Here is a 26,019-nt window from a genome sequence, read left to right as displayed (position 1 = left end):
GTCCGCGTCGAGTGTGCTCGGCCGGTGCTCCTGCGCCATCCCCGATTTCCTGCCGGCACGATCATCTGTAGGGTGGTAGTGCCACCATGGAGATCAGAGCACACATGAGCGAGATGCGAGCCGAGCTGGTGCGCAAACTGTGGCACGGCCATGACCCGTTTGAGGGCTTCGATCCCACGGGAATAAAGGTGGACATGCAGGGCTGGGGCTCAACCCACCCCTATCTCGTTACGAGCGTGCACGAGATCCGTCCGGCACTGATCATCGAGGTGGGCGTGTGGAAGGGGCGCTCCGTCATCACCATGGCGAAAACCCTACGCGCGCTCGGCATTCCCGGCATGGTGCTGGCGGTGGACACGTGGCTCGGCAGCTCCGAGCACTGGGCGATTCCCAACATGTTCGCGGATCTGCGGATGAAGCAGGGATATCCGAGCCTCTACCAAACTTTCATGGCCAATATCATCCATGAAGGTCTGCAGGATTTGGTGCTGCCTTTGCCGCTGGATAGCGGCAACGCAAGTGTCTTGATGCGCGCGCATAAGATCCGCCCGCAGATGATGCATATCGATGCCGGCCATGATTATCGCTCGGTCGCCAACGATATCTTGCAATGGTGGCCGCTGCTGGAATCCAAAGGCATTCTCATCGGCGACGACTACCGGGTGGACGGTCATTTTCCCGGCGTGCGGCGCGCTTTCGACGAACTTGCGGCAGCAGGCGGGTTGGAACTGGAACATGCCCCCACCAAATGCCGTATCCGTAAGCCCTAGCCGCTCCGCACGGTCACAAAGCCACCGCCCAACGGGCGTATGACGACAGATGCAATCCCGGCGCTCCCCGGGCCGAGCGCCCGCCGTGGCAAATGCTAAAACAGGAGGAAAACTCATGGCTTCGTCTCATGGCCGGTTCGTCTGGTACGAACTGATGACCCCCGACATGGATGCCGCCACCGCCTTCTATGGCGATGTTGTCGGCTGGGGCGCGCAGAAGCATGACATGCCCGGAATGCCTTATACGCTGTTCACCACAGACGTGGGACCGGTCGCCGGGCTCATGACCCTGCCGCAAGACTTGCGCGACCAAGGGGTGCCACCCAATTGGACAGGCTATGTGCATGTGGACGATGTTGACGCAACGGCCGAACGGTCCAAGACCCTCGGCGGCGCATTGATTTTCGCGCCGCGGGATATCCCGGGCGTCGGCCGTTTTGCAGTGATCGGCGATCCGCAGGGCGCGGTGATTTCCCTATTCAAATGGGAAGACGAGAGCGCCCATCCGCTTCCAGACCAGATGGCAAAGGGGAATGTGGGCTGGCACGAGCTTCTCGCCCGCGACTGGGAGGCCGCCCTGCCCTTCTATGCAGAGCTTTTTGGGTGGCAGAAGGATCAAGCAGTGGATATGGGCCCCATGGGCACCTATCAATTGTTTGGCCAGGGAGGTAACGCCTTCGGCGGCATGTTTACAAAACCTGATGCCGTTCCGATGCCGTTCTGGCTGTATTATTTCGTGGTGGGCGACATCGATGAGGCCGGCGCACGGGTTAAGGCGAGCGGCGGTCAGGTGATCAACGGGCCGATGCCCGTTCCTGGCGGCGCATTCATCCTCCAGGCGCTAGACCCGCAAGGCGCTATGTTTGCCTTGGTGGGCGGACGAGCGGCCTGAACCCATCGCACCCGCAGCCCGTGCGGCTTGCGGGTGCCTACCACCCGATGATGCGATTGACGATGAAGCTGAGGACGAACGACACAATGAGCGCGATGACGACCTTCGACCCGAGGCCAAGCTTCAGAGCCCGGGCGCGCTCCATCCGCTGAACATATTCCGCCGCCGCGGCGACCGCTTCTTCGGCGGTGGCGGCCACCGGCACGCCGGGATGGGAAATCATCAGATTTTCCACATGACCGAAATCCTCGATCAGATGTCCATCGGCGTCACGCAGTTCGGCTGCTTCCGACAGCGACTCGATCCGTTGTGCCATCGGGCGGGGATCGTTCGTCCACAGGAACACCGGAAGGCCGCGGGCCTCGGCATACCCGAGCTCCCATGCCGTGCCGGGATCCATATGCGGGCCCCGGAACGGCGTGATGTTGGCGATGATGGCATCGGCCCGATCAAGTTGGGAAATGCAGCGTGCCCGGATTTGGGCGGAGGTCACAGCATCGTCCTGATCGGCGGTGTCGAACGGATGTAATGCTGTGATCCCATGCTTGGCACACAACTCGACCAAAGCGACGTAATGTGCCTTGGCATCCGCGCGGAAGACATCCGGCCCTGCAAGATAAACGCGTGCCATGGTCCTGCGCCGAGCAATCATGGGGGCGCAAGCAGCGCCGGCCGCCCCTCATAGCACGCGACATCCCCATGAGGGCACCGGCTTCCTCACACCGAGGTCAGGTAACTCGCAGCAAAGCCGATAACCACCAGCACCAGCCCCACGGCGAGAATGGTGACGATGCGGCCCGAGGAAACACCCTGCTTCGCTTTGGGAGACGACTTCACCACCTCACCTTCCGTGCCGCGCTGGTCCGGGGCTCGAAAGGCTGCTTCCTCGCGGCGTTCTTTCTGATCGTCCATGTGATGTCTCCTTTTCTTTGGAGACGTAACGCTGGGACGTGGGTTTCGGTTCGGTGCTCCCCCACCGCTCAGTGCAGGATTTGCGAGAGGAAGAGCTTCGTCCGTTCATGCTGAGGATTGGAGAAGAACGCGTTGGGCTCGTTCATCTCGATGATCTGCCCAGCGTCCATGAAGATCACCCGGTCGGCCACCTGACGGGCAAATCCCATTTCGTGGGTGACGCACAGCATGGTCATGCCTTCCTCGGCGAGGCTCACCATGGTGTCGAGAACCTCTTTCACCATTTCCGGATCCAACGCCGAGGTCGGCTCGTCGAACAGCATGATGCGCGGACGCATGCAGAGGGCGCGAGCGATGGCGACGCGCTGCTGCTGACCGCCCGAGAGCTGGCCGGGATATTTGTTCGCCTGCTCCGGGATCTTCACCTTCTTCAGGAAGTGCATCGCCACCTCGTCCGCCTCTTTCTTGGGCATCTTGCGGACCCACATGGGGGCGAGCGTGCAATTCTCCAGGATGGTGAGGTGCGGAAACAGGTTGAAGTGCTGGAACACCATGCCGACCTCGCGGCGCACCTCGTCGATGCGCTTGAGATCGTTGGTCAGTTCGATCCCGTCCACGACGATGCTGCCCTTCTGGTGTTCCTCCAGGCGGTTGATGCAGCGGATCATGGTGGACTTGCCGGAGCCGGAGGGCCCGCAGATGACGATGCGCTCGCCGCGCTTCACGGTGAGGTTGATGTCCCGCAGCACGTGGAAGTCGCCGTACCATTTGTTGACTGCGACCAGTTCCACCGCGACCGCTGGCGCGGTCGCCTCGACCTCGGCGATGAGCGGATCTTGGGTATGAGAGACTGAAGACATGGCACGCTCCCTCAATGACGGTTGGACCGGTCGAGCCGCTTTTCCAGCGCCATCGAATACCGGGACATGCCGTAGCAGAAGACGAAATAGACAAGCCCCGCGAAGCCGAAGCCGGTGAACAGCGTGGTCGGCGTCGCCCAGGACGGATCGGTGAAGGACGCGCGCAGAATGCCCAGCAGATCGAAGATCGAAACGATCAGGACCAGTGTGGTGTCCTTGAACAGGCCGATGAAGTTGTTCACGATTCCGGGGATCACCAGCTTCAGGGCCTGAGGCAGGATGACGAGGCGCATCATCAGGCCTGAACGCAGGCCCATCGCCTGCGCGCCCTCGTATTGGCCCTTGGGAATCGCCTGGAGACCGCCGCGCACCACCTCCGCCATATAAGCGGAGGCAAAAAGCGCCACGCCCACCAGCGCCCGCAACAGCCCGTCGATGGTGAACCGGCCCGGCAGGAACAGGGGCAGCATATAGGTTGCGAAGAACAGCACGGTGATCAGCGGCACGCCGCGCCAGAACTCGATGAAAACGATGGAAGAAATTTTCACCAGCGGCAGGTTGGATCGCCGGCCGAGAGCGAGCAGGATGCCCAGCGGCAGCGACACGACAATGCCGGTGACGGCGATCACGAGCGTCACCAGCAGGCCGCCCCATTGGCGGGTCTCCACTTCCTGAAGGCCGAAATCTAGGTCCACGGCCAGCAGCACCAAGGCGATAACGCCGAAGGTGGAGAGCGTGCCGCGAACGGCACCGCGCCGGCTGCCACCGAAAACCGGCGCCGCGAGAGCTGCGATTGCACACGCAAGTCCGGTCACGATGATGAACTGCACCCAATAGGACAGGCGCAGCCCGGCGAACGAGCCCCGAATGTTTTCAAGCCCGGTGCCCCCCAGCAGGAAATTATTGAGCGCGAGATTGCCGCCGGTCAGCAGAACAAAGCTCACCACCGGATAGATGCCGAAAAAGGCAAGCGCGTTCAACCGCTTGTAGGGTACTTTGGGGAACAGAAGCGGGGCGAGCAACGCCGCACCGAGAAAATAGACGATATTGACCCGCCACCGCTCGCTCTCCGGATAGAAGCCGTACAAGATTTGGTTGAACTTGGCATAGATGAAGGGCCAGCACGCCCCGACAGGACGGCCGATCTTCTCAGGCAGGCATGCGTCGCGCCCAGCCCCGCTCCAGACTGCGTCAAAGATGAAGAACTTCAGCAGTGGGGGGATGGTGACATAGACCACCAAAATGCCGAGCAGCGTCAGCAACACCTGCCCGACCGAGCCGAACAGATGGGCGCGGGACCAGCCATAGATGCCGCGATTGGAGACCGGCGCCGGCTCCTGGGGGCGCAAATCCTTGGGAGCGACAAAAGCCGCCTGGGGCGCGGGGCGCGTTGCAGTGTTCATGGCGCCCTCACCGTTCCACGAGCGCGACGCGCTTGTTGTACCAACCCATCAACGCCGAAGTGAGGATGGAGATGGTGAGGTAGACCGCCATCGTGATGGCGATGATTTCGATCGCCTGACCGGTCTGGTTCAGCGTCGTACCGGCAAAGATCGCGAACAGGTCCGGATAGCCGACCGCGACGCCCAGGGTCGAATTTTTGGTGATGTTCAGATATTGGCTGGTCAGCGGTGGCACGATCACGCGCATGGCCTGCGGGATGACCACGAGACGCAGGGTCGGACCCGAGCGCAGCCCAAGCGATTTTGCCGCCTCGGTCTGGCCCTTGGACACAGCGAGGATGCCGGCGCGCACGATCTCGGCGATGAAGCCGGCGGTGTAGATCGACAATGCCAGCAGCAGCGAAACGAATTCCGGAATCACGCGCACGCCGCCAACGAAGTTGAAGCCTTGCAGCGCCGGCTTTTCGAGCGTGACAGGCACACCGAGCGCGAAGCACACGATGATCGGCAGGCCGACGATGAGGCCGAAGCCGGTCCAGAACACCGGGAATTGCTGGCCCGTCGCCAATTGCCGCGCCTTCGCCCACCGGCCGATCAGGAACGAGGCGAGGATGGCGAGGAAGAACGCCACCACAACCCAGACGAAGCCGCTCTCGAACACCGGTCTGGGAACGACCAGGCCGCGATTGTTGACGAACACCGACGGACCCGCCACATCGCCGGCAAGGGTCCGAAACGTGGAACCGAGTGGCGCGAGGCCGATTCCCGCGAAGGTGTCGGCAAGGAAATTGAACAGGGGTTGCAGGCCGAAGCCCCAGCTCTGGCGCGGGTTCGGCATCGCCGCCAGAACCGCAAGGTACCAGAACAGGATCTGGAACAGAGGCGGCAGATTGCGCGTCACTTCCACGTAAGCGGAGGCCAGCGCCTTGATGACCACATTCTCGGACAGGCGCGCGACACCCACCAGAAAGCCGAGGATGGTGGCAAGGATAATGCCGAGGAACGCCACCAGCAGCGTGTTGAGGAGGCCCACCAGGAAGGCGCGGCCGTAGCTCATGGATTCCGAATAGGGAATGAGCGTCTGCGTAATGCCGAAGCCGGCGGAATTGTCGAGGAAGCCAAACCCGGAGGCGATGCCTTGCCGGGCAAGGTTGGCCTGGGCATTGGCGAAGAACGACCAGGCGAGCCAGATGAGCGCGATGCCCAATGCGATCTGGATCACTGCGGAACGGAGCGCCGGGTCGGTCCACGACCATCGCCGGCGCGTCGGAGCGGGCTCCGACCAGCGTGCGTCTGTCATCTAGCCCCTCAAGATCCAGGACTCTGCGGCCCTTTGGAAAATGTAGAAAAGTGAGAAAGGTCGTTCCGCCTCCAGCCGAGACGGCGCCGGCGGGCCGGCGAAAAGATCCGGCGCCCACAAGGGCGCCGGATCGCTACTTCAGCGCACCGGCATGCCGTACTGGAGGCCGCCCTGGTTCCACAGCTTGTTGAGGCCGCGGTTGATGGCAAGCGGGGTCGACGCGCCGAGATTGCGCTCGAAGATCTCGCCGTAATTGCCCACCTGCTTCACGATCTTGACGACCCAATCATTGGGCACGCCCACCGCTTCGCCGTACTTGCCATCTGAACCCAGTAGACGCTTGATCTCCGGATTCTGGGAATTGATCATCTCGTCCACGTTCTTGCTGTTCACGCCAAGCTCTTCGGCATTGAGAAGCACGAAATAGGTCCATTTGATCAGATCAAACCACTGATCGTCGCCGTGACGCACCAGCGGGCCAAGCGGTTCCTTGGAGATGACTTCCGGCAGAACGACGTGGTCATTCGCGTTGGTCAGCTTCAGCCGCACCGAATAAAGCTGCGACTGGTCCGAGGTGAAGGCATCGCACCGGCCGGAATCATAAGCCTTCACCGTCTCGTCGATGGTGGCGAACGCGATCAGCTCATACTTGAGATTGTTGGTGCGGAAATAATCGCCAACGTTCAGCTCGTTGGTGGTGCCCGTCTGCACGCAGATGGAAGCGCCAGCCAAATCCTTGACGGACTTCAGGTTCAGCGACTTGCGCACCAGGAAGCCCTGGCCGTCGTAATACATCACGCCGGCGAAGTTAAAGCCGAGGGTGGTGTCGCGCGACATGGTCCAGGTGGTGTTGCGCGAAAGCACGTCGATGCCGCCTGACTGAAGCGCAGTGAAGCGGTCCTTCGCCGAAAGCGGGGAGAATTTCACCTTGGTCGCATCGCCGAAGATGGCCGCCGCGACGGCGCGGCAGAAGTCCACGTCGATGCCGGTCCAGTTGCCTTTGTCGTCGGGATTGGAAAATCCCGGAAGGCCTTGCGTCACGCCGCAATTCAGAGCGCCGCGCGCCTTCACGTCGTCAAGCGTCGCGGCATGCCCCGCGCCGACGCCAAGCGCGATCAATCCAGCCACTGCACACAGGATGCGTTTCACGGAAGGTCCCTTCTCTTGTTGCACCTGAAGCCAATCGGACAACGTCCCGGTGTTCGGGATCGACGCCGTTGTCCGGGACGTCGTATGGGATACATCTCAATCCCTCGCGACCGGGTGGTCAATAGCATGCCGCGAGCGTGGGCAGACGCAGGATTAGGCATTTCGGAGCATCCGATGACGCCCACCGACCGTAAAGCAAGTTTCGAGCCAGAAACCGAGGTGGTCCGCCTCGGCCGCGATCCGTTCCGTTTTGATGGGTTCGTCAACCCGCCCGTGGTGCGCGGTTCAACGGTGCTCTATCCAAATTATGCCGATCTCGCCGCCCACCGCAGCCGCTACAGCTACGGCCGCCGCGGCAATCCGACCACGGAAGCCCTTGAAACGGCTCTGCAAGCCTTGGAAGGCTCCGACGGCGTGGCACTTACGCCGTCCGGCCTGTCGGCCTGCTCGATCGCGCTGCTGAGCGCCCTGGCCGCCGGCGACCACCTGCTGATGGTGGACACTGTCTACTACCCCACACGCCGTTTCTGCGACACGGTGCTGCGCCGCATGGGTGTTGAGACCACTTATTATGATCCTCTCGCTGCGGCAGGGATCGCGCAACTGTTACGGGAAAACACGCGCGCCATATTCCTTGAGGCGCCAGGCTCCCAAAGCTTCGAAATGCAGGATGTGCCGGCCATCACCACGGTCGCGCGCGCTCGCGGCATCACCACGCTCATCGACAATACGTGGGCAACGCCCCTGTTTTTCAAGCCGCACGATTTCGGTGTGGATATCTCCATCCAGGCCGGCACGAAATATATCGGCGGGCACGCCGATCTCAATCTCGGCACCATTTCTGCGGTTGGGCAGAGCTGGAAGCGGGTGCACGACACCCATGGAGACATGGGAATCTGTATCAGCCCCGACGACGCCGCCCTTGGTTCGCGCGGCCTGCGCACCATGGCGGTTCGGCTCGAGCGCCATCAGGCATCGGCATTGACGGTGGCCCGCTGGCTGCAGGCCCGCCCCGAGGTCTCTCGGGTGCTCCATCCGGGGCTTGAGAACAATCCGGGTCACGCCATTTGGAAACGCGATTTCAAGGGTTCGTCGGGCCTGTTCAGCATCATTCTGAAGCCGGTGGCGGAGCCGGCGCTGGCGGCCTTCTTCGATGCGCTTGAACTGTTCGGCATGGGCTATTCGTGGGGCGGCTACGAAAGCCTCATCATCGCATTCGACTGCTCCACCTATCGCACCGCGACCAAGTGGCAGGCCGAAGGCCCCGGGGTACGACTCCACATCGGGCTCGAAAGCCCTGCGGATCTGATGGCGGACCTTGATCAGGCCTTCGCGAAGATGGCGGCGGCCTAGGACCGCCCGTCTTTTCCCAATTCGGTGCGCACCTCCCGGCCCACCGCAACCGCAGAACTCTCCCCCCTAACGCGGGGGGAAAGCTTGGAGGATCGGACAACGGGGGAGCCGTATTCGAGCCGCTACGGTCGTCACGTCGCCGCGCGGTCCGCCCGGCGCTCGCGCAAGGCGAATTGCAGATTGCGAATGTAGATGAAAGTCGAGAGGGCCTGCCCGGCGATGAACACCGGATCCTTGCGATACAGCGCATAGACCAGTAGCAGCGTGCCACCGCCCAGCGAAAAGGTCCAAAACGCAAACGGTATTACCGAGCGCCCGGCCCGCTCGCTCGCAAGCCATTGCACCACGAACCGCATGGTGAACAGGATCTGCGCCACGAAGCCGAGGACGACCCACCAGTCGAGTTGCGAGACGAACACGTCATGCAAATAATTCCCGGCGGCCTGGACCAGTTCAACGAGCATTCGGATCAACCTCAACCAGTTCCGGCACGCGACGGCGCCGGATCAGCCACCACACCCCCAGAAGATCGGCGATGCCGACCCAAAGGCGATCGAAGAAGCCATATTTGGATTTCCCGTGCCAGCGCGGCCGGTCCACCACCGGACATGTCACGATGCCGTACCCTTCACGCGCGACAAGCGCGGGCGTGAAGCGGTGAAGCCCGTCAAATACCGGCAGGCGCAGATAGAGTTCGCGCCGCACGACTTTCAAGCCGCACCCTGTATCCTTCGTACCGTCCTGCAGCAATCCCCTGCGCACGCCATTCGCGATGCGCGACTGGATGCGCTTGAAGACGGTATCCTTGCGTCCCTGACGCTCGCCCTGGGCCATACCGACCCGTGCCCCCCCCTCGTCCAGCAGACGCAAGAGCTGCGGCAGATAGATCGGGTTGTTCTGCCCATCGCCGTCGAGCAGCAGAAGAATCTCTCCAGTCGCCGCCCAGGCGCCGGTGTTGACGCCGGCGGATTTCCCGCAGGCCTTCGCGTGGCGCAGAATCCGCACATGGGGCCGGGTCGCGGCGACCGCGTTGAGCTGGACCAACGTGTCATCGGTGGATCCGTCGTCGACGAAGATCAGCTCAAAGGGCTCTTTAAGCGCGGCTTCGATCTCCACCACGAGCGGGGCGATGTTTTCCGCCTCGTCCTTCACCGAGATGACGACTGAAAGACGAGGATTTTGCGGGGAGTTGGGCGCGGGGGAATTCAAGATCTCGCCTCTTCGAGCGCGGATATGCGTGCGGATTTAGGAACAAGGTGGGCCAGCCTGCGTGCGCTCGGCCCGGCCATCGGGCGGACTGCACCGTCACCAGCCACGGCAAAGACCAGACGGCGTGCCGCGAACAGCTTTACCATCAAGATGGTCGAAAGGCTTGCGAGCGCAGCGCCAGCAAGCACATCGCTGGGATAATGCGATCCGAGCACCACACGCGATATGGCGACAAGGACCGCAACGCAAATCAGCGCCGCCCGCGCACGCGGATAAAGGGCGGCGAACGCGAGCGCGACCGCAAACACCACCGTGCTATGGCCTGAGGGGAAGGACGAGAAGCTGGCCCGCATGGCGAACCAATCGAACGTGAGCTGTGCGTTCGGGCCTGCAAGATGAAGGGCCATGTACGGCCGCGCGCGGCCGAGCAGATACTTCACCACCAGCACCGCCAGCCCGACCCCGGCGACATTCAAGAACAAGAAGCCGAGGCGCGCCGCCACCGCCGCCGCGATGCGCCGACCCATGTCGTCGAGATGCGGTTTGAGCGCGAGCACGCCGAGCAAGGCGAGCCCCAACGGCCACAGAATGACGCCGCCGAGCCCGAGCGCCGTGATGCGCTCGAAGAAATGCACGATGCCCATGGGCGTCTTCAGCCGCAGGCCCGGGATCAAAGGGTCCACAAGGATCATAGAAGCGGCAACCAGACTCGCCACGAGGATGGCCAGGGATATGCCTTCCACCGCACCGGCCAGCCCGACTCGCGGCTGCGGCCCGCGGACGGTACGCCGCCAAAGGTAGCGCCACGCCCCGAGCAGGCTCGCGAAGAGCGCCAGAAGATCGGCGAACATGCGCGCAAGGCGGCCATTCGCCCGGGTCTCCTGCGGCGCGGCATCGGTCATGGCGTGCCCTCCGCCGGCCGATAGGCGGTGATGCTCACCTTGCGCCCGCCATTATAGGTGAAGCCGTCCACCGTCGCAGTGGCGCGGTAGGCCAGCCCGATATCGCGAGCGTGGGCCTCGAACAGCGGCTTCATATCCGCCCCGATGAACGCGATCGCGCATCCGCCCTTCTTGAGCAGGTCGCCGGCTTGGTGGGGATCGGTGAACTTGATATCCGTGCCCACGAGGAAGACGAGGCTCGGCTCCTGATAGGGGACGGTTGCGACATTGGCCGCCGGGCAGCCGCTTTCGCGCACGATCTCGGCGAGACGCTCGGAAATCCACACGCCGCGCATTTGCGGCAGCAGCACCCCGAACACACCCCAATACAGAACGAGAGCGCCCAACACCGCAACCAGGAAAGCCGGTTGCGGCCCCGGCGCGGCAATGCTGCGCGCGGCGATCACCATCAGCACCACCGCCACAGCCAGCAATGGCCACGCGACAAGCGCGAGGCCGCTGCCGAGATAGTGGAACCCGACCACAAGCACGATGAACAACAGGCCGCCGAGGATCGGCCAGAAATTGGCGAAATCGCGCATCCGCCGGCCCTGCCCTGCGAGCGCGCCCCGTTCCATCGCCAGAGCGGCAAGAATGGCAAGAGCGGGATAGAGCGGCAGGACATAATGCGGCAGTTTGGTCGCGGTGATCTCGAATACGATCCAGGCCGGAACCACCCAGGCCAGCAGGAACCGCACCGCGCGTTCCCTGCGCGCGCGCCAGGCGAACGGCACCGCCATGGCGACAAGGGCGATTGCCGGCCAGAACGTTCCCCACATGGCGAGCAGATAGGTGCCCGGCGGGCCCCAATGCCCTTCCTGCCCGTCCGTGACCTTGCCCAACATGTCGACGCCGACCGCAAGTTTATAGAAGGCGCCGTTGGTCACGAAATAAATGGCGATGAACCATGGCAGGCAGACGAGCGCGCACCACGCCAACCCGGGCAGAGGCTTCAACCGCCGCAGAAACCCGCCGGATCGCTCGATGATCACCAGGACCAGGACCGGCAGGCCCACGAACAGCGGCGCCATGGGCCCCTTCACCATGATACCCACGCCGAGCCCGGTCCAGAAAATCGCAGCCCGCGCGAAATCGCCTTTCGTGTCACCATCGGGTGTCACATAGACACGCGCGAGGACCGCCATCGAGCACAGGGTGGTAAACAGCAGAACGGCATCGGTCTTCGCGAGGCGCGCTTCAACGCCCAGCAGGACACAGCTCGCCATCATCAGCCCAGCCATGAGCGCGCCACGCCGGGATACGAAGTTCAGCGCCGCCCAATAGGTCAGCAACACCGCACCGACGGCGGCGAACAAAGACGGCAGGCGGTAAAAGATGATGGACGAGCGCGCCGAGGGACCGACCACAGCCTCAGCGATCGTTACGCTCGCCGCCTGGAGCCAGTGAATACCGGCCGGCTTCTTGTAGCGCACCTGATCGTGGAAGCGGATGTCCACATAATTGCCGCTCTCGAGCATCTGCTTCGTCGCCTGGGCGAAGCGCGCTTCGTCGCGGTCGATGGGCGAGATGCTGGAAATGCCCGGGAGGAAGGCAAGGAACGCCACCACCACCAGCGTCAGCAGGGCGCGCGCATGGCTCGCGGCCACGCGATCGAGGCCCTCGCTCAAAGAGGTCCCAATGTCGATGGCCCGGGTGCGGCGCGTGCCGGCGGGCTCGGAAATGGCCATGCGTTCAGTTGGTCCGGTCGTTCAGGGCGCGGGACCATAGCAGAAACGCCCGCGCCGGAAAGAGCCACCTCCCCGCTTGGCACCGACCATATTCCCTTACGCCTGCACTGGCGGAGCAGATGGGCGGAAGAATGGCGACTCCCTGCCTGGAATGTCAGGCGGCGTCGCCGAACTCGTTCCAGTCGAGATCGGCTCCGAAGACAAGCCAACGGGCGTTCGCTCCCAGCACCCCCGCGAGGGCCACGCTACCGGGAATCAGCGCCGGCAGGGCCGAGAGGATCGCGCCGGGCCGCCTGCGTCCCCCGCCCCAAATCATGCGCTGGGTGCTATGCGCCTGGATGTGGCGGCTCGCCCGCTCGATGGCCAGCGGACTGGCATCGTGGGCAAGACGCAGGCGAAGCCATAAATCCGCATGGTTGCTCCGCGAGATGCCGAACGACGCCGCGTTCTCCTGCACATCACCGATGCGATAATCAAGCACGACCGGAACCGCGTGCCCCAACACAAAGGGCACCGCACGGTATGCTTCGGAACCGGAAAGCTGGAGATGCAGCCCGAAGGCGCCGAGCCGGCGCATCAGCGCACCGGCAGCGGCTTCGCCCGCGGCGGCAAGATCAGCCCCATCGACAGCAATGGCCGCCACGCCGTGTCGTGCAAGGTTCCCAAGGGTCGCAGCATCAAGCCAGGCATTGCCAGGAACCACGGCCCGCAAGCGCGTTGGCGCATGCCTGACAATCCCCAGCACGTCGGACAGCAGTGCCGGCGCCGGGATGCTTACAAGGGCTGCGGATGTTCCGGTCAGATCCATGCGGCGGAGCAGAAAGCGCGCCAGGGATTTCGTGCGTTGCTCGCCTTGTGCCGGCCAGGCGGCGAGGGTGTCACAATCCGGCAGGGGCAAGAACGCGTCCACCACGTCCATGCCGCCTGTGGCTTCAATCCCATCGCGGAGTGTGCGCGCGTCAACGGCCTTCATGTCTTCCGCCCCCCACCTTCGCACCCGGTATGTTATCGCCACGAGAGTGCGAAACAATAGCCGGCTTTTCGAAGGTAACGGAAGTCATCTTAATGAAGACTGCATCCGCTCTGGATGCAATCTGATCGGCCTTTTGTGCTGCACCGCACTATTTTGTCAGAATGAGCTTGCCCTGTGCGGTCAAACGCAATTGGTAAACTTGCTCTCCGTGGGCGATGGTAATCACACGCCCGGCAGCAAACAAATCGCGGCTGTCGAGTTGTTCGCCGATCATCGGCAAGGCCCGCGCCTTGTTTTCCGCCCCCCACGCAGCCCCGCTATGTTCATGCTTCGCCATTTTGAATTACTCCAAATCAAATTCTCGCCTAGAATGGCTTAGAGCAAGTTTTTGCGCTCCTTAGAACCATTCAATATTAGATCTTCACTACATGAATGTTCAGTAATACATTAAAGCGCGCAAATCAACGCAGGCGCATCAAGGCGCTTCGCAATGCACGCGGCATGGCGGCGGATCGGGCTAAAACGGCTCGAGGCGTTCGGATAATGCGTGACCGGCGGCAACAGCAATGGCGTTGGGTTGCTCAAGCCTGGCCTTTCGATCGGCGCGCTATTCGGCCGGCGCGGGTGGCGGCGCGGGGTGCGGATCCTCGCCGCCGGAGACTGCGCGGGTCACGATACGGTCGAATCGATCCAGATAGAGGTAGATCACCGGCGTGATGTAGAGAGTCAGCAATTGCGACACCAACAGCCCGCCCACCACGGCGATGCCGAGCGGCTGACGCAATTCCGAGCCCGCTCCGGCGCCGAGCGCAATTGGCAGCACGCCGAAGATCGCAGCCAGCGTGGTCATCATGATCGGGCGGAACCGCATCAAGCAGGCTTCCCGAATGGCATCCTGCGCGTCCACGCCCTCGCGCCGCCGGCCGAGGGCGAAGTCGATCATCATGATCGCGTTCTTTTTCACGATGCCCACCAGCATGACGATGCCGATGATGGCGATGACCGACAATTCCATGTCGAAAGCCATCAGCGTCACGATTGCGCCAATGCCGGCGGAGGGTAGGCCCGACAAAATCGTCAGCGGGTGGATGAAGCTCTCGTACAGGATGCCGAGCACGATATAGATCACCACCACGGCCGCCAGGATCAGCAGCGGTTGGTTGGAAAGTGAATCCTGGAAGACTTGGGCTGTGCCCTGGAAGCCGGTATTCACGCTTGGCGGCAGGTTCGCTGCCAGCTCCGCCGAGCGGATTTGCTCAACCGCCTGGCCAAGCGACGTGCCCGGCGTGAGGTTGAAGGAGATGGTCACAGCCGGTTGCTGCTGCTGGTGGGCGATCTGCAGCGGGCCGACCGTCCGGCGGATCTCGGCGACCGATTCCAGGGGCACCACCCCGCCCTTGGAGGTGCGCAGATAGACCTTGCTGAGGTCATTGGCATCGCGCTGGAAGCGCGGCTGCACCTCGGCGATGATCGCGTATTGGTTGGTCGAAGTGTAGAGCGTGGCGACCTGCCGGGTGCCGAACTGGGTATAGAGCGCGTCACGCAGCTGCGCTTCGGTAATGCCGAGGGCCGCCGCCTTGTCTTTATCGAGATCGATCGTGAGCTGCGGATTTGAGATCTGCAGATCCGATGTCACGTCGCGCAGCCCGGGGAGCTCGGCCAGACGATCCAGCAGCGCCGGAGCGGCGGTATAAAGAGCGGCCGTATCAGAGCTTTGCAGCGTGTATTGATACTGGCTCTTGGAGGCTACGCCGCCGATATTGATGTTCTGAACGGGCTGAAAGAACACGTTGACGCCGGGAATCACCGCCATCCGCTTGCGCAGGTCCTGAATGATCTGCGTCGCGTTTTTGCTGCGCTCCGCGCGCGGCTTCAGCGCCACGAACAGGCGCCCGGTATTGGTGGTGCGACTCACCCCGGTCGCGCCGGCGGTGGAGACGAGATAGGCGACGCTCGGGTCCTCGCGGACCGCGTCTGCGACCCGCTTTTGCCGCTCGACCATGGCTTCGAACGACGTGTCGGTCGCCGCTTCCACCGTGCCGGTGATGAAGCCGGTATCCTCGGTGGGGAAAAACCCTTTGGGGATCGCGATATAGAGAGCGACCGAAGCAAACAGCGTCGCAAACGTCACGCCCAGCATGAACGGACGGTGCCGCAGCACAAAATCCAGGCTGCGGCGATAGCCGCCGAGCCAGGCCTCGAACATGGCTTCGGTGACGCGAAAGAACGCGTTGGGCTTCTTGTGATGGTCCACAGGCTTGAGGACACGGGCGCAGAGCATGGGTGTCAGGGTCAGGGAGACAAAGCCCGACACCAGGATGGCGATCGAGATCGTGACCGCGAACTCGCGGAACACACGCCCGACCACGCCCCCCATGAACAACACCGGGATGAACACCGCGACCAGTGACAGCGTCATGGAAATGATGGTGAATCCGATTTCCCGCGCACCGAGGATCGCCGCCGCGAACGGTTTCATGCCGTTCTCGATATGGCGATAGATATTCTCCAGCACCACGATGGCGTCATCCACCACGAAGCCGACGCACAAGGTGAGCGCCAGCAGCGTCATGTTGTTGATGGAGAAGTTCAGCACCCACATGGCGGCGAAGGTGGCGATGATGGAGATCGGCAGCGCCAGCGCCGGTATGATGGTTGCGCGCACGTTGCGCAGAAACAGGAAGATCACCAGAACCACCAGCACGATGGCTTCCATCAAGGTCTTCTGCACGTCGGCCACCGCATCGCGGATGGAGACCGAGCGATCGTTGAGCACCTGGATGTTCACCGAAGCCGGAAGCTGGGCACGGTATTGGGCGAGATGGGCGCGCACTTCGTCCACGACGGCCACGGTGTTGGCTTCGGGCTGGCGGACGACGGCAAGGACGATGGATCGTTCGTCATTGAACCAGGAGGCGATGCGCTCGTTCTCCACGCCGTTGGTGATGCGGGCGATCTCATCCAGCCGCACCGGCGCGCCGTTGCGCCACGCCACCACCAGCCGGCGATAGACCTCCGCATCCGCCTTTGGGATGCCCATGTCGATGGTGATGGACTGCTTGGGCCCCGACAATTGCCCGATCGGCGTGTTGGAAGCCGCAGCCTGGATCGCGCCCTGGATGTCGGCGGCGGATATATTGCGGGTGGCGGCTGCGGCGGGATCCACGCGAATGCGCACCGCATACTTCTGGGTGCCGAAAATCTGCACCTGCGCCACGCCGGGCAATTGGGAAATCTGCTGGCCGATGATGGTGTCGGCATATTCGTTCACCGACGACAAGGGCAGCGTATCTGAGGAGATGGCCAGTAGGATCACCGGCGCGTCTGCCGGATTGACCTTCCTGAAGCTCGGCGGCGTGGTCATCTCGTCCGGCAATTGCCGCTGCGCCACCGAAAGCGCCGACTGCACGTCGAGAGCGGCCGCATCGATATTGCGGGACAGATCGAACTGGATGGTAATCGAGGTCGAGCCCTGGGTGCTCGATGAGGTCAACGAGGTGATGCCGGAGATGGTCGAAAGCTGGCGCTCGATGGGTGTCGCCACCGCGGAGGCCATGGTTTCAGGGCTGGCGCCTGGAAGCGTCGCGGTGATGTTGATGGTGGGAAAGTCCACCCGCGGCAGCGCCGCCACCGGCAGAAGCCGGTAAGCGAAGAGGCCGGCCACGATCAACGACAGCATCATGAGTGTCGTCAGGACTGGGCGGCGGATGCATAGTTCCGCAAACATGGCTCAGCTCCCGGCCGGCCGCTGCGGCGATATCGTCTTCACGTCCACCCGACTGCCGGCCCGCAGCGAAAGCTGGCCTTCCGTCACCACGGTCTCGCCGTCCGAGAGGCCCTTCGTGACCACAGCCTCGCCATCCACGGTGCGGGCGACGGTCACCGGACGTACTTGTGCCAAGCCCTTTTCGATCACGAACACGAACGCACCATTCTGGCCGTTCTGCACCGCCTCTGCAGGCACGGCGATCACATCCGGCTCCATGCGCAAGGTCACCGAAACGTCGCCAAGTGTGCCCGGCCAGAGGCGCTCGTCCTCGTTCGGGAACAGCGCTCGCACCATCAACGTGCCGGTCTGGGGGTCGATTGTGTTGTCAATGGCCACTACCCGCCCGCCGCTGACGCGGTCGTTGCTACCCTGGAGGCGCAGATCCACGTCCGCCTTGCCCATGGCGGCACGCACTTCTCCTACGTAGCGTTCCGGGACGCCGAAGGTGACATAGATGGGCTTGAACTGGCGAACGGTTGCGAGCGTATCGTCCACCCGGATGACAGCTCCGGGGCGCACGCCGGAAATGCCGATGCGGCCCGTCACCGGCGAGGCGATCTCATAATAGGTTCGCTGTACCCGCAGGTTTTGAAGATTGGCCTCATCCTGCTCGACCGTCGCCCGCTGCATGTCGGCGGTCGTCTTGGCGTCGTCGAGCTGGACCTGCGATACCGCGCTGCGGGCGAGAAGACCGCTGTAGCGCTCCACATCCCGCTGGGCTTTCTCAAGCTGAACCTTATCCTTGGCGAGCGTTGCTTCGGCCTGGCGAATCTGCGCGTCCACCTCGCGCGCATCGAGCACCAGCAGGACATCGCCCTTCTTGACCGCCGCGCCGTCTTCGAACAGCACCTGCTCCACCCGGCTGGTCACGCGGGCGCGGATGGCTACCGTGACCAGAGGTTCTACAGTGCCCAGCGCCTCGAGGCGCAAGGGCATGTCCTTTTCAACCGCTGGGGCCACCAGAACCGGTACCCGCCGTTCCTGCTGCGCCTGGGCGTTTGCGGTGCCGCCTGTTTTTCCGATCAGACCGTGGGTCCACGCATAGGCCACTGCGCCGATCGCGGCAAAGCCGAGAACGACGATGAGTATCCGGCGCCTGTTCGCACTGCGTCCCACACCCATGAACACCTCAACCGCAGAAGCCGCATGTGACCGGATCGCGCGCACGCGCTCCGACCTTCCGTAAGCGTACCTTCATTTGACCCCGATTGAGCGTCGAGGAAAGCGGCTTTTGTCGCTCGGCCCCTTCCCTAACGTATCCGTGATAACTCAAAATCACACTTACACCCGGCAAAAGGTAACTCACCGATATACCGCTATGGCGTTTTGCAGACGGTCGAGAGCGGCATCCAGAGTGCCGTCGCGCTTGGCAAAGCAGAAGCGCACCACCGAGCGCACCGGGTCCTGTGCATAGAAGGCGGATACCGGGATCGCGGCGACGCCGTGCGTACGCACCAGGTCCAGGCAAAAGGCCTCGTCGTCCAGTGCGGGATCGAGTGCCGAAAGATCGATGGACAGGAAATAGGTGCCCGCGCTCGGCAACACAGGAAAGCCAAGCGCGGAAAGCCCGCCGGCAAGCCGATCGCGCGCGCGCTGGAGCTGGGCGCGCATATCCTCGAAATAGCGGTCGTCCTTGCCAAGGCCATAGGCTACTGCAGCCTGGAGGTTCGGCGGCGTTGTGAAGGTGAGGAACTGGTGGGCCTTGGAAAGGACGCGCATCAGCTCCGGCGCGGCACAGACCATGCCGACCTTCCAGCCCGTCATGCCGAAGATCTTGCCCGCCGATCCTATTTTCACAGTGCGGTCGCGCATGCCCGGCAACGCCATGAGCGGCAGGTGGCGCCGACCGTCAAACACCACATGCTCCCACACGTCGTCGCACACCGCGAGTGCGTCGAAGGCTATGCAATGGTCCGCGATCAGCTGAAGTTCTTCGCGGCTGTGGACGACGCCGGTCGGATTTTGTGGGTTGTTGAACAGCACCAGCTTGGTGCGCGGACTGAACACGCGTGAGAGCTGCTCCGCGGTTATCCGCCAGGAGGGCGGCTCCAGCCGAACAAGGCGCGGCACGCCGCCGGCGCGCAGCACCAGCGGCAGATACGCGTCATAGAGAGGCTGAAAGAGCACCACCTCGTCGCCCGGCTCGATGAGCGCGAACAAAGCGCCGGCAAGCGCCTCTGTGGCGCCAGAGGTGACCATGATCTCGCGTTCAGGATCCAGATCGAGCCCCTGCCAATGACGGTAATGCACCGCCGCCGCTTGCCGCAATTCCGGCAACCCCATCATAGGCGGATATTGATTCCAGCCGTTCAGCACCACATCGGCAGCCTTCTGGCGCACATCGAGCGGACCCGGATCATCAGGAAAACCCTGGCCGAGATTGACAGCATCGTGGGTCCGGGCGAGTCCCGACATCACCTCGAAAATGGTGGTCGGCAGAGCGGAATAGACCGGATTGAGAGTTCGCCCTACGGGATGCGGGGCCGCGGCTGGCTGAGACATGACACGCACGCAATCATTCTTGAAAGGATGGGCAATCAAACCGGCGAGTGGCAGAGCGGGAATCGGTCCCCGCGTCAAGGCCGACGATCAAATCCGGACGGATGCTTCTGCGCTATGCGGTTTTTGCTTCTGGCGCGGAAAGCGGTACCAGGGCCGTTGCCAGTTCTTCGTCGGTGACGGATGCCAGAGGCTTCAGCAGCTTGGCGGCCCGTGTCCGCTCGCCCGCGCGCATGACAAGAATCACGGTCTCGGCTCCGCCGCAGGCAGGGTCTCCACAGGCAATCTCACTCACTGAAACCGAAGCCGCTTCATCCAGAGCCAGAATGCGCCGGACGCTTTCGGCGAGCGTTCGGCCCGCATCGCGCGCCCCGTCTCGCTCGCCCCGGCCCCGCATGAACAATCGCACCATCGGGTGCCTCCCCTTGCGACTCGCAATCCGTGCGCACGTGGCTCGGCCGAAGCGACCCGAGCGCCAACGTGGCGGTCACATAGTGCCTGTTTGATTGCGGCCTTTGCGTGCCAGGCGCAAAAACGCCTGAATGAATTGCGTCCCCCGCCCCGCGTCCTCCCGCTCCAGCCGCAGTGCGGCCAATGTCACGCGGCCGTTTTCCACCTGCCGCACCTCGATGGCCGCGTGGCCGAACACGATACGCATGCCCGGCGCCGGACGGTCGTCCGTACGATCCGCAAAGGCAGCTGCCACGGTGAAGTCCCGGTCCTTTGGCGGAATCGGCAAGCCATAGAGCTCGCCGATGTCGCCGAGCCGGATTTCGCCAGCAAAGGGAAAAGCCGCATCCTGGCCCCAGACCAATTCCTCCAGCATGAACAGCCGATCAAGCTGATGCACGCGCTGCGGCGGCGTGAGCAGATAGACGTAATCCCGGGACAACAGGAGGCCGGCCTCCTCGGGGCCCAGCACCTTCCCCTCACGCACCACCAGGACCATGCGCGCCCAGTCCGGCAGCAGGTCGGCCCGGATCCCCACCGTCCCAGCCGCTACGGGATAGGCCACAAGCTCATGCTCGCTTTGCCCCGGAAGATCGATCTCGAAGCGCTGCGGCTCGCGGAGCGGATCTGCGAGTGCCACATCCAGCCGGCGCGCTGCGAGCGCGAGGGTCCAGCCATGCAGCAACAGCGACGTCACGACCACGATGAAGGCGATGTTGAAATAGGTGTGCGCTCCCGGAAGTCCGGCAAGCATGGGAATGGTGGCAAGAAAGATGGAAACTGCGCCGCGCAGCCCGGCCCACGAAACGAACACCTTTTCCCGCAGCGAAAAGCCGAACGGCAATAGGCAGATAAACACCGTCGCCGGCCTCCCGAGCAGAATGAGGAAGGCGGCAACACCAAGGCCGGGCAGAATGGCGTCGATCAGGCTGTGCGGCGACACCAGCAAGCCGAGCATCACGAACATGACGATCTGGCACAGCCAGGTCACGGTATCGTGGAAGCTCGTGATGGCCGCGAGCGCCCGTACCGGCCGATTTCCGACAACGAGGCCGGCAAGATAGACCGCGAGAAACCCGGACCCATGCAGCACTGACGTAAACGCAAAGATCACGATTGCAGAGGCGACCACGAATACCGGATGCAGGCCCGCCGGCAGATCTATGCGATTGATCATGAAGGCGAGCAGGAATCCCCCGGCCACGCCGAACACGATGCCGAGAACAAGTTCCTGTCCCGCGCCGGCCAGGATGTCCCAGCCGGCATGGCTGCTGCCCGCCATGAGCAGCTCCACCAGGATGATGGTGAGAAACACGGCGGCGGGATCGTTGGTGGCCGATTCGATCTCGATGACCGCCCCGACCCTGCGGCCAAGACGCAGGCCCTGTGCACGCACCAGGAACAGGACCGCGGCAGCATCGGTGGATGCGACAATGGCCCCAACCAGCAAGCCTTCCAGAAAGCCCAGACCCAGCAGCAGCATGGCCGCGCCAGCGACCAGCGCCGCCGTCATGAATACGCCGGCGGTGGACAGCAGAAAGGCAGGAGCGAGCGCACCACGCATGGTAGTGGCCCGCATGCGCAGCCCGCCGTCGAACAGGATGACCGCCAAAGCGGCGGAGCCTACGACATAGGTGGCCCCGTAATCGCTGAAGTGGATTCCGCCCGGACCATCCTCTCCGGCGAGCACGCCGATCAAAAGAAAGATCAGCAGCAAAGGCGCGCCGAACCGCGCTGCCAGCAGGCTCGATAGCGTGCCGACCACCACGAGGGCGGCACCTACCAGCAGCACCAAATTTGATAGCCCGATCACTTCCATCAGCGCTTGAAATCCTGCATTTGCCTCACACTTGGGACATGCAATGCTCGCCTGTATCCCGATTGTGGCGCTGGGGGTATAAAAACCCCATGTGACGCCAAGGCCAACAAAACGTGCCGCGGCAGATCAGCCGAAGATGGATAGGACCCATGTCGTCAGATTTCGCTGCCCGAGCCTTCCTGGTCAGGGCGTGCTTGCGTACCGCATCAGGTGCGACCACGCCCGAACCTGATACCGTATGCTTCGATCTTGATCTTGCTCTGCAGATCGTCGACGACGATCTACCGTACGTTGCGGGGATCGCAGTCTTCGCCCTTAACGCGGATGGGCAGTTGCTGAGCCAGTTCCCTTTGGTGAGCAAAGGCGTGCAAATCCCGGCGCCCAGGCCCCTCACCTTGGTCTCGCAGCGCGCGCCGGAAAAGAAGTCCATCGCTGCGGCGTGAGGCCTAGCGTGGATTAACCGCGATTTGCCATGAAGCGCACGGCTTCTATCGGCGATGTAAAATTATAAATCCGCACTTTCTTGCTGCCGCACAGGTCACAGCGAAGGCTGATATCCTGCGCCGCCCTCTCCTCCTCCGTTCCCACTGGCTGAAGACGCGGGGATTCAGAGGAAATGATGGAGCGGCGGCGACATCTTGGGCATTCGGCACAGATCATTCTTCACTGTAGCCCCAAGCCACTAGCGATCATAGCCCTCAGCGGGTCCGGCGCACATTAAGGAACAGGCCGCTCCACGCCTCCGGTGGCAGCACGTCGCGCATCCCGATGGCTCGGAGAAAACCGGGCACGATCGTGCCTTCGGCTGCCGTGAGCGCATCGTAATCCAGCACAGTCACGGCATCATCACCCAAGACCTCGCGGAAGGGGGCGAGACGAGCCTCGTAGTCCCACAGCCAGGAATCATCGGCCGTGTAATGATATTCATCCGGCCGAATGACATCTCCCCACAGATGCCGAGATCTTTGGAGCTGCGCGCGATAGGAGGCCATAAAGGCCGTCTTCTCCCGAAGGCATGCAACGATCCGAACAGGCTGGGGCAGCACATCCCGCAGCCACGCGACTTCATCCCTGTAACGCAGCAGGCAGATCCCTTCCGCCGAGAACAAGCAGGTGCGGCCCACATGCGCGACGCGGAGCGCGAGGAGATCCTGCTCCACCGCGCTTCGATAGGCTTCGTCAAACACCAATCCGCTTTCGAGGCGGAACGTGGAAATGCGGCCCGGGCGCATCGCTGCAGCATGCAATTCCACATGATTGTTGATCAGATGGCGACCCGTGTAATAAACCCAGCCGGCCCGCAGCAGATCATCGCGCCCGTATCCGAGCACATGCTGTATGGAATTCGTTCCGGTCTTGTGGAAGCCGATGTGGACGATGCTGCCATTTAGCTGGATGCCCACAGCGGTCTCCGCTCACACGCCTTTCCACATACAGGTCGCAGCTTCGCACGAGACGTCAATTGCAGCGGGCTCGGACAACAGGCTGGCGGCAGTGAAAATATATAATTGCGCCAAGAGGAGCCAGGCGCGCCAGCAAGGTGCCCCATGGGGCCACGTTGGCGACCCCGGCAGGGCTCGAACCTGCGACCTGCCGCTTAGAAGGCGGCTGCTCTATCCAGCTGAGCTACGGGGCCACGCGGCCGTTCTAACATGAACGCACGCCGCTTTCGCCGCGCGTTGCACTGTCATCCACCGAACGCGCAATCAATGAGTCCACTGGCCCTGGCGTCGGAAGGAAAAGTTGTCCGAATACGCGATTTTCCGGCGTACCGGCTCGTGAGGCTCGAACACCTGGTAAGGAATGGCGCGGCGCTCGGCATAGGCCACGGCCTCTTCCTTGGTCTCGAAACGCAGGTGGATCTGGCTCTTCATGTCGGCGGAGCTGGTGTAGCCCATCAGTGGCTCGACGGAGCGCGCGCGCTCCGGCTCATATTCCAGCACCCAATGCTTGGTCTTGCCAACGCCGGACTGCATCGCGTTGCGCGCCGGCTTGAAGATGCGTGCCACCATTGCTCGCCTGCCCCGATGTATCGCCGAGCCGAGGGGCCTTGCCCCCGACAGGCCACGCCGTCGAAAATACTTAAGTTCGGATGCTTCTATCGTGACGTGAAGGCTCTTGCAATGCGGCCCTCGTCCCGCCGCCGGCGAACCGGCGACGGGCATTGTTCAGCAGCGATCAGGAATTGATCATCTTCAGGCAGGTGGCGGCAGCTTCAGCAGAGGCGCGTGCCGTTCCCTGGTTGATCTGGCCAGACATGACAAGGCTCTTGGTCTGCGCGGTAATGACGGCACGCGCATCAGCGCCGGGCTTCATCTGTGGCGCCGCGGCGGCATAGATCGCCTGAGAATCGGCGGTGAGACCGGCCGCGCATTTGTTCGCCGCCGGGCGATCCGCGAACACGGAGGTGGAGACGAGGCACAGGCTCAGGGCCGCAATCATCTTGAATGTCACAGGCTTCTCCATCGTGATGGCATTGGACCGCTTCAGCGGACGCCGACTCGGTTCACCGGTCCGCCAGCATTTGCACCATATCCCGGCGCACCGACACCGACTCCAGGTGTGACGCCCACGCCGGCAGCACCCGCACCAACGCCCGGCCGAACGCCCACGCCGGTGCCATTGGCGACGCACCCAGCCGGATAGCCGGGCCGGGTGCAATAAACCACGCGGGGCTTCGGGCGCACAACGCAGCCTGCGGGAACGCCGGGGCCGGTACAATAGACAACCGCCTGGCTCGGCGTAGGAACGGCGGCGATGGCGGCCAGGGCCAGAGCGGCGGCGGAAAGCGTGACGGCGAGACGAGACATGGCTCAACTCCCAGAGACATAGGGCGCTAAGGGTTAGGCGTGGCGACTGGGGTTCTCAATGGCGATTCTTGACCGTTCGCGGCAATAAATGGGGAAGATTTTTTTGGGCATGTCTCGCGCTCCGTCGAGGCGTGCTAGATGTCGGTATCACTTACTGCTTGTCTCAAACTTGCGGCTGGCCGGATACCGAGCGGGGAATGGACCTAGACCAGCGATCCTCTGAGAGCGCATCGCACGACGCGGCATCTTCCGCTGCGTTTGGAGACGCTTTCGTGCATATGGCTGCGCTGCGTCAGCAGCCTGGTTTCTCTGTGGCTGTCGACCAAGCCATGCGAGGCCTCACGGGCATGTACCGTGGCCACCTGCTCCCGAACCGCATTCTCAACGATCGCGGCCGCTTGGCGCTCGCCCTGTGCACGCTCTATCTCCATCACGAGCCGGACGAGAACGGCGTGGGCGTCACCGTGACACGGCTGTCCAACCTTTGCCAGGACACTGGCGTATGCAGCCGCGGGCGCGCGAAAGCCATGATTTTGCTGATGCGCTGGGCCGGCTTTCTCGAGGTCGGGCGCACGTCCGATATCCGTGCTCAAAGCGGGCGCATACGCCCGCTGGTCCCGACGCAGCGCCTCCTGGACGAACATACCCGGCGCTGGGCCATCATGAGTGGGGCGTTGGCCCACATCAATCCGCTCGGCTCCCTCATTCTTGCGGGGCTGGACAATCCAGACTTCCTAAGCGCCCTGATCCGGCAATTGGGCCGCCGGTATATGACCGGCGTGCGCCTGCTCGATACCGCGCGTGCGCTCGCTCTTTTTGCGGAGCGAGACGGTGGGCTGATGATGGCATTCCTTCTGGCGGCGGCAGCAAATGATGCGCTGGCGGCCGGGAGTGACGCGCCCCCCGCTGTTTCCATCTCCGCTCTGGCGCGAGGATGTCATGTATCGCGCGCGCACGTTCTGAAATTGGCGCGCGAGGCGGAAGCAGAAGGACTGCTGCGACGCCTTCCGGGTTTTGAAGGCGGCATCATGGCCACCTCCGCACTGCATGCTGGAATCGAGGATTTCTTCGCCGCGGGTTTTTCGGTTCTGATGAGTTGCGGGCGCGACGCGCTGGCAGAGATCGAGGATCGCACGCCACGGGGCACGGGCACGATGACCCACGCCCCGCATATGGCAGTGCCCCCACGGCCAGACTGCAGCTCCGACATCAGGCCCTGAAG

Annotated in this window: 26 protein-coding genes and 1 tRNA gene; 5 read left to right on the top strand and 22 right to left on the bottom strand. The window is 63.0% G+C overall.

Going from position 1 to position 26,019, the window contains the following annotated elements:
* Positions 1–104 precede the first annotated feature (104 nt).
* The gene (locus V5F68_RS09290; RefSeq protein ID WP_394012280.1) at positions 105–770 is read left to right on the top strand and encodes a class I SAM-dependent methyltransferase; all 666 of its coding nucleotides are present in this window, start codon (positions 105–107) and stop codon (positions 768–770) included.
* Positions 771–885: 115 nt separating this feature from the next.
* The gene (locus tag V5F68_RS09285; RefSeq protein WP_394012600.1) at positions 886–1,662 is read left to right on the top strand and encodes a VOC family protein; all 777 of its coding nucleotides are present in this window, start codon (positions 886–888) and stop codon (positions 1,660–1,662) included.
* 37 nt (positions 1,663–1,699) lie between these two features.
* Here V5F68_RS09285 and V5F68_RS09280 read toward each other — a convergent pair whose 3' ends face one another.
* From V5F68_RS09280 to V5F68_RS09255, 6 genes are all read right to left on the bottom strand, one after another.
* A complete protein-coding gene (locus V5F68_RS09280) occupies positions 1,700–2,293 on the bottom strand; it encodes a nucleoside 2-deoxyribosyltransferase (RefSeq protein WP_394012279.1) in 594 nt (197 codons plus the stop codon).
* Positions 2,294–2,379: 86 nt separating this feature from the next.
* Positions 2,380–2,574 carry a hypothetical protein gene (locus V5F68_RS09275; protein ID WP_394012278.1) on the bottom strand — a complete coding sequence of 65 codons (195 nt, stop codon included), beginning with the start codon at positions 2,572–2,574 and terminating at the stop codon, positions 2,380–2,382.
* Positions 2,575–2,642: 68 nt separating this feature from the next.
* Positions 2,643–3,434, bottom strand: coding sequence for an amino acid ABC transporter ATP-binding protein (locus V5F68_RS09270; RefSeq protein WP_348848003.1), 792 nt, complete (start codon positions 3,432–3,434; stop codon positions 2,643–2,645).
* Between the two features lie 11 nt (positions 3,435–3,445).
* Positions 3,446–4,837, bottom strand: coding sequence for an amino acid ABC transporter permease (locus V5F68_RS09265; protein WP_394012277.1), 1,392 nt, complete (start codon positions 4,835–4,837; stop codon positions 3,446–3,448).
* A 7-nt stretch (positions 4,838–4,844) separates the two neighbouring features.
* Entirely contained in the window at positions 4,845–6,137 is a 1,293-nt protein-coding gene (locus V5F68_RS09260) for an amino acid ABC transporter permease (protein ID WP_394012276.1), read from the bottom strand.
* A 138-nt stretch (positions 6,138–6,275) separates the two neighbouring features.
* Positions 6,276–7,286, bottom strand: a complete 1,011-nt coding sequence (locus V5F68_RS09255) for an amino acid ABC transporter substrate-binding protein (protein WP_394012275.1) — start codon at positions 7,284–7,286, stop codon at positions 6,276–6,278.
* 174 nt (positions 7,287–7,460) lie between these two features.
* Between V5F68_RS09255 and metC the strand changes: the two genes are divergently transcribed.
* Positions 7,461–8,639, top strand: a complete 1,179-nt coding sequence (gene metC, locus V5F68_RS09250) for a cystathionine beta-lyase (RefSeq protein ID WP_394012274.1) — start codon at positions 7,461–7,463, stop codon at positions 8,637–8,639.
* Between the two features lie 131 nt (positions 8,640–8,770).
* On the opposite strand, the gene V5F68_RS09245 is transcribed toward metC, so the two are convergent.
* The 11 genes from V5F68_RS09245 to V5F68_RS09195 form a co-directional block, all read right to left on the bottom strand.
* The gene (locus V5F68_RS09245) at positions 8,771–9,103 is read right to left on the bottom strand and encodes a lipid-A-disaccharide synthase N-terminal domain-containing protein (RefSeq protein ID WP_394012273.1); all 333 of its coding nucleotides are present in this window, start codon (positions 9,101–9,103) and stop codon (positions 8,771–8,773) included.
* The gene (locus tag V5F68_RS09240; RefSeq protein ID WP_509274687.1) at positions 9,093–9,791 is read right to left on the bottom strand and encodes a glycosyltransferase; all 699 of its coding nucleotides are present in this window, start codon (positions 9,789–9,791) and stop codon (positions 9,093–9,095) included. The genes V5F68_RS09245 and V5F68_RS09240 overlap by 11 nt, the downstream gene beginning before the upstream one ends.
* 53 nt (positions 9,792–9,844) lie before the next feature.
* A complete protein-coding gene (locus tag V5F68_RS09235) occupies positions 9,845–10,750 on the bottom strand; it encodes a phosphatase PAP2 family protein (protein ID WP_394012271.1) in 906 nt (301 codons plus the stop codon).
* Positions 10,747–12,477, bottom strand: coding sequence for a phospholipid carrier-dependent glycosyltransferase (locus V5F68_RS09230; RefSeq protein WP_394012269.1), 1,731 nt, complete (start codon positions 12,475–12,477; stop codon positions 10,747–10,749). Before V5F68_RS09230 ends, V5F68_RS09235 begins: the two co-directional genes overlap by 4 nt.
* 154 nt (positions 12,478–12,631) lie before the next feature.
* Positions 12,632–13,450 carry a hypothetical protein gene (locus V5F68_RS09225; protein ID WP_394012267.1) on the bottom strand — a complete coding sequence of 273 codons (819 nt, stop codon included), beginning with the start codon at positions 13,448–13,450 and terminating at the stop codon, positions 12,632–12,634.
* 148 nt (positions 13,451–13,598) lie between these two features.
* Complete coding sequence (gene hemP / locus V5F68_RS09220) at positions 13,599–13,787, bottom strand: hemin uptake protein HemP (RefSeq protein WP_394012265.1); 189 nt, start codon at positions 13,785–13,787, stop codon at positions 13,599–13,601.
* 270 nt (positions 13,788–14,057) lie between these two features.
* Entirely contained in the window at positions 14,058–17,177 is a 3,120-nt protein-coding gene (locus V5F68_RS09215; protein WP_394012263.1) for an efflux RND transporter permease subunit, read from the bottom strand.
* Between the two features lie 3 nt (positions 17,178–17,180).
* The gene (locus V5F68_RS09210) at positions 17,181–18,341 is read right to left on the bottom strand and encodes an efflux RND transporter periplasmic adaptor subunit (protein WP_394012261.1); all 1,161 of its coding nucleotides are present in this window, start codon (positions 18,339–18,341) and stop codon (positions 17,181–17,183) included.
* Between the two features lie 180 nt (positions 18,342–18,521).
* On the bottom strand, positions 18,522–19,721 hold the full coding sequence (locus tag V5F68_RS09205; protein WP_394012259.1) for an aminotransferase: 1,200 nt from the start codon (positions 19,719–19,721) through the stop codon (positions 18,522–18,524).
* A gap of 112 nt (positions 19,722–19,833) precedes the next feature.
* Entirely contained in the window at positions 19,834–20,130 is a 297-nt protein-coding gene (locus V5F68_RS09200; RefSeq protein ID WP_394012257.1) for a hypothetical protein, read from the bottom strand.
* A 75-nt stretch (positions 20,131–20,205) separates the two neighbouring features.
* On the bottom strand, positions 20,206–21,987 hold the full coding sequence (locus tag V5F68_RS09195; protein ID WP_394012255.1) for a potassium/proton antiporter: 1,782 nt from the start codon (positions 21,985–21,987) through the stop codon (positions 20,206–20,208).
* A gap of 149 nt (positions 21,988–22,136) precedes the next feature.
* On the opposite strand from V5F68_RS09195, the gene V5F68_RS09190 reads away from it, so the two are divergent.
* Positions 22,137–22,430 (top strand): hypothetical protein, encoded by a 294-nt coding sequence (locus V5F68_RS09190; RefSeq protein WP_394012253.1) that lies wholly within the window; start codon positions 22,137–22,139, stop codon positions 22,428–22,430.
* A 255-nt stretch (positions 22,431–22,685) separates the two neighbouring features.
* On the opposite strand, the gene V5F68_RS09185 is transcribed toward V5F68_RS09190, so the two are convergent.
* The 5 genes from V5F68_RS09185 to V5F68_RS09165 form a co-directional block, all read right to left on the bottom strand.
* Positions 22,686–23,390, bottom strand: a complete 705-nt coding sequence (locus V5F68_RS09185) for a hypothetical protein (protein ID WP_394012251.1) — start codon at positions 23,388–23,390, stop codon at positions 22,686–22,688.
* Between the two features lie 156 nt (positions 23,391–23,546).
* A tRNA-Arg gene (locus V5F68_RS09180) sits at positions 23,547–23,623 on the bottom strand.
* Positions 23,624–23,693: 70 nt separating this feature from the next.
* The gene (locus tag V5F68_RS09175) at positions 23,694–23,999 is read right to left on the bottom strand and encodes an ETC complex I subunit (RefSeq protein ID WP_348847981.1); all 306 of its coding nucleotides are present in this window, start codon (positions 23,997–23,999) and stop codon (positions 23,694–23,696) included.
* A gap of 166 nt (positions 24,000–24,165) precedes the next feature.
* Complete coding sequence (locus V5F68_RS09170) at positions 24,166–24,441, bottom strand: hypothetical protein (protein ID WP_394012249.1); 276 nt, start codon at positions 24,439–24,441, stop codon at positions 24,166–24,168.
* A gap of 32 nt (positions 24,442–24,473) precedes the next feature.
* On the bottom strand, positions 24,474–24,797 hold the full coding sequence (locus V5F68_RS09165) for a hypothetical protein (protein WP_394012247.1): 324 nt from the start codon (positions 24,795–24,797) through the stop codon (positions 24,474–24,476).
* A gap of 278 nt (positions 24,798–25,075) precedes the next feature.
* Between V5F68_RS09165 and V5F68_RS09160 the strand changes: the two genes are divergently transcribed.
* Positions 25,076–26,017: a hypothetical protein gene (locus tag V5F68_RS09160; protein WP_394012245.1), complete on the top strand. Its 942-nt coding sequence runs from the start codon at positions 25,076–25,078 to the stop codon at positions 26,015–26,017.
* Positions 26,018–26,019: the final 2 nt, after the last annotated feature.

The sequence above is a fragment of the Roseixanthobacter pseudopolyaromaticivorans genome, from assembly GCF_043195145.2.
In the GTDB taxonomy this organism is placed as follows: Bacteria; Pseudomonadota; Alphaproteobacteria; order Rhizobiales; family Xanthobacteraceae; genus NCEH01.
This window is presented reverse-complemented; position numbering and strand designations above follow the sequence as displayed.

What these genes read in the sequence shown, in the direction of transcription:
- V5F68_RS09190 (WP_394012253.1), top strand. Translation starts at nt 22,137, where the DNA reads ATGTCGTCAGATTTCGCTGCCCGAGCCTTCCTGGTCAGGGCGTGCTTG.
- V5F68_RS09245 (WP_394012273.1), bottom strand. Translation starts at nt 9,103, where the DNA reads ATGCTCGTTGAACTGGTCCAGGCCGCCGGGAATTATTTGCATGACGTG.
- V5F68_RS09175 (WP_348847981.1), bottom strand. Translation starts at nt 23,999, where the DNA reads ATGGTGGCACGCATCTTCAAGCCGGCGCGCAACGCGATGCAGTCCGGC.
- V5F68_RS09215 (WP_394012263.1), bottom strand. Translation starts at nt 17,177, where the DNA reads ATGTTTGCGGAACTATGCATCCGCCGCCCAGTCCTGACGACACTCATG.
- V5F68_RS09205 (WP_394012259.1), bottom strand. Translation starts at nt 19,721, where the DNA reads ATGTCTCAGCCAGCCGCGGCCCCGCATCCCGTAGGGCGAACTCTCAAT.
- metC (WP_394012274.1), top strand. Translation starts at nt 7,461, where the DNA reads ATGACGCCCACCGACCGTAAAGCAAGTTTCGAGCCAGAAACCGAGGTG.
- V5F68_RS09260 (WP_394012276.1), bottom strand. Translation starts at nt 6,137, where the DNA reads ATGACAGACGCACGCTGGTCGGAGCCCGCTCCGACGCGCCGGCGATGG.
- V5F68_RS09290 (WP_394012280.1), top strand. Translation starts at nt 105, where the DNA reads ATGAGCGAGATGCGAGCCGAGCTGGTGCGCAAACTGTGGCACGGCCAT.
- V5F68_RS09230 (WP_394012269.1), bottom strand. Translation starts at nt 12,477, where the DNA reads ATGGCCATTTCCGAGCCCGCCGGCACGCGCCGCACCCGGGCCATCGAC.
- V5F68_RS09270 (WP_348848003.1), bottom strand. Translation starts at nt 3,434, where the DNA reads ATGTCTTCAGTCTCTCATACCCAAGATCCGCTCATCGCCGAGGTCGAG.
- V5F68_RS09210 (WP_394012261.1), bottom strand. Translation starts at nt 18,341, where the DNA reads ATGGGTGTGGGACGCAGTGCGAACAGGCGCCGGATACTCATCGTCGTT.
- V5F68_RS09265 (WP_394012277.1), bottom strand. Translation starts at nt 4,837, where the DNA reads ATGAACACTGCAACGCGCCCCGCGCCCCAGGCGGCTTTTGTCGCTCCC.
- V5F68_RS09225 (WP_394012267.1), bottom strand. Translation starts at nt 13,450, where the DNA reads ATGAAGGCCGTTGACGCGCGCACACTCCGCGATGGGATTGAAGCCACA.
- V5F68_RS09165 (WP_394012247.1), bottom strand. Translation starts at nt 24,797, where the DNA reads ATGTCTCGTCTCGCCGTCACGCTTTCCGCCGCCGCTCTGGCCCTGGCC.
- V5F68_RS09285 (WP_394012600.1), top strand. Translation starts at nt 886, where the DNA reads ATGGCTTCGTCTCATGGCCGGTTCGTCTGGTACGAACTGATGACCCCC.
- V5F68_RS09235 (WP_394012271.1), bottom strand. Translation starts at nt 10,750, where the DNA reads ATGACCGATGCCGCGCCGCAGGAGACCCGGGCGAATGGCCGCCTTGCG.
- V5F68_RS09195 (WP_394012255.1), bottom strand. Translation starts at nt 21,987, where the DNA reads ATGGAAGTGATCGGGCTATCAAATTTGGTGCTGCTGGTAGGTGCCGCC.
- V5F68_RS09200 (WP_394012257.1), bottom strand. Translation starts at nt 20,130, where the DNA reads ATGGTGCGATTGTTCATGCGGGGCCGGGGCGAGCGAGACGGGGCGCGC.
- hemP (WP_394012265.1), bottom strand. Translation starts at nt 13,787, where the DNA reads ATGGCGAAGCATGAACATAGCGGGGCTGCGTGGGGGGCGGAAAACAAG.
- V5F68_RS09160 (WP_394012245.1), top strand. Translation starts at nt 25,076, where the DNA reads ATGGCTGCGCTGCGTCAGCAGCCTGGTTTCTCTGTGGCTGTCGACCAA.
- V5F68_RS09280 (WP_394012279.1), bottom strand. Translation starts at nt 2,293, where the DNA reads ATGGCACGCGTTTATCTTGCAGGGCCGGATGTCTTCCGCGCGGATGCC.
- V5F68_RS09275 (WP_394012278.1), bottom strand. Translation starts at nt 2,574, where the DNA reads ATGGACGATCAGAAAGAACGCCGCGAGGAAGCAGCCTTTCGAGCCCCG.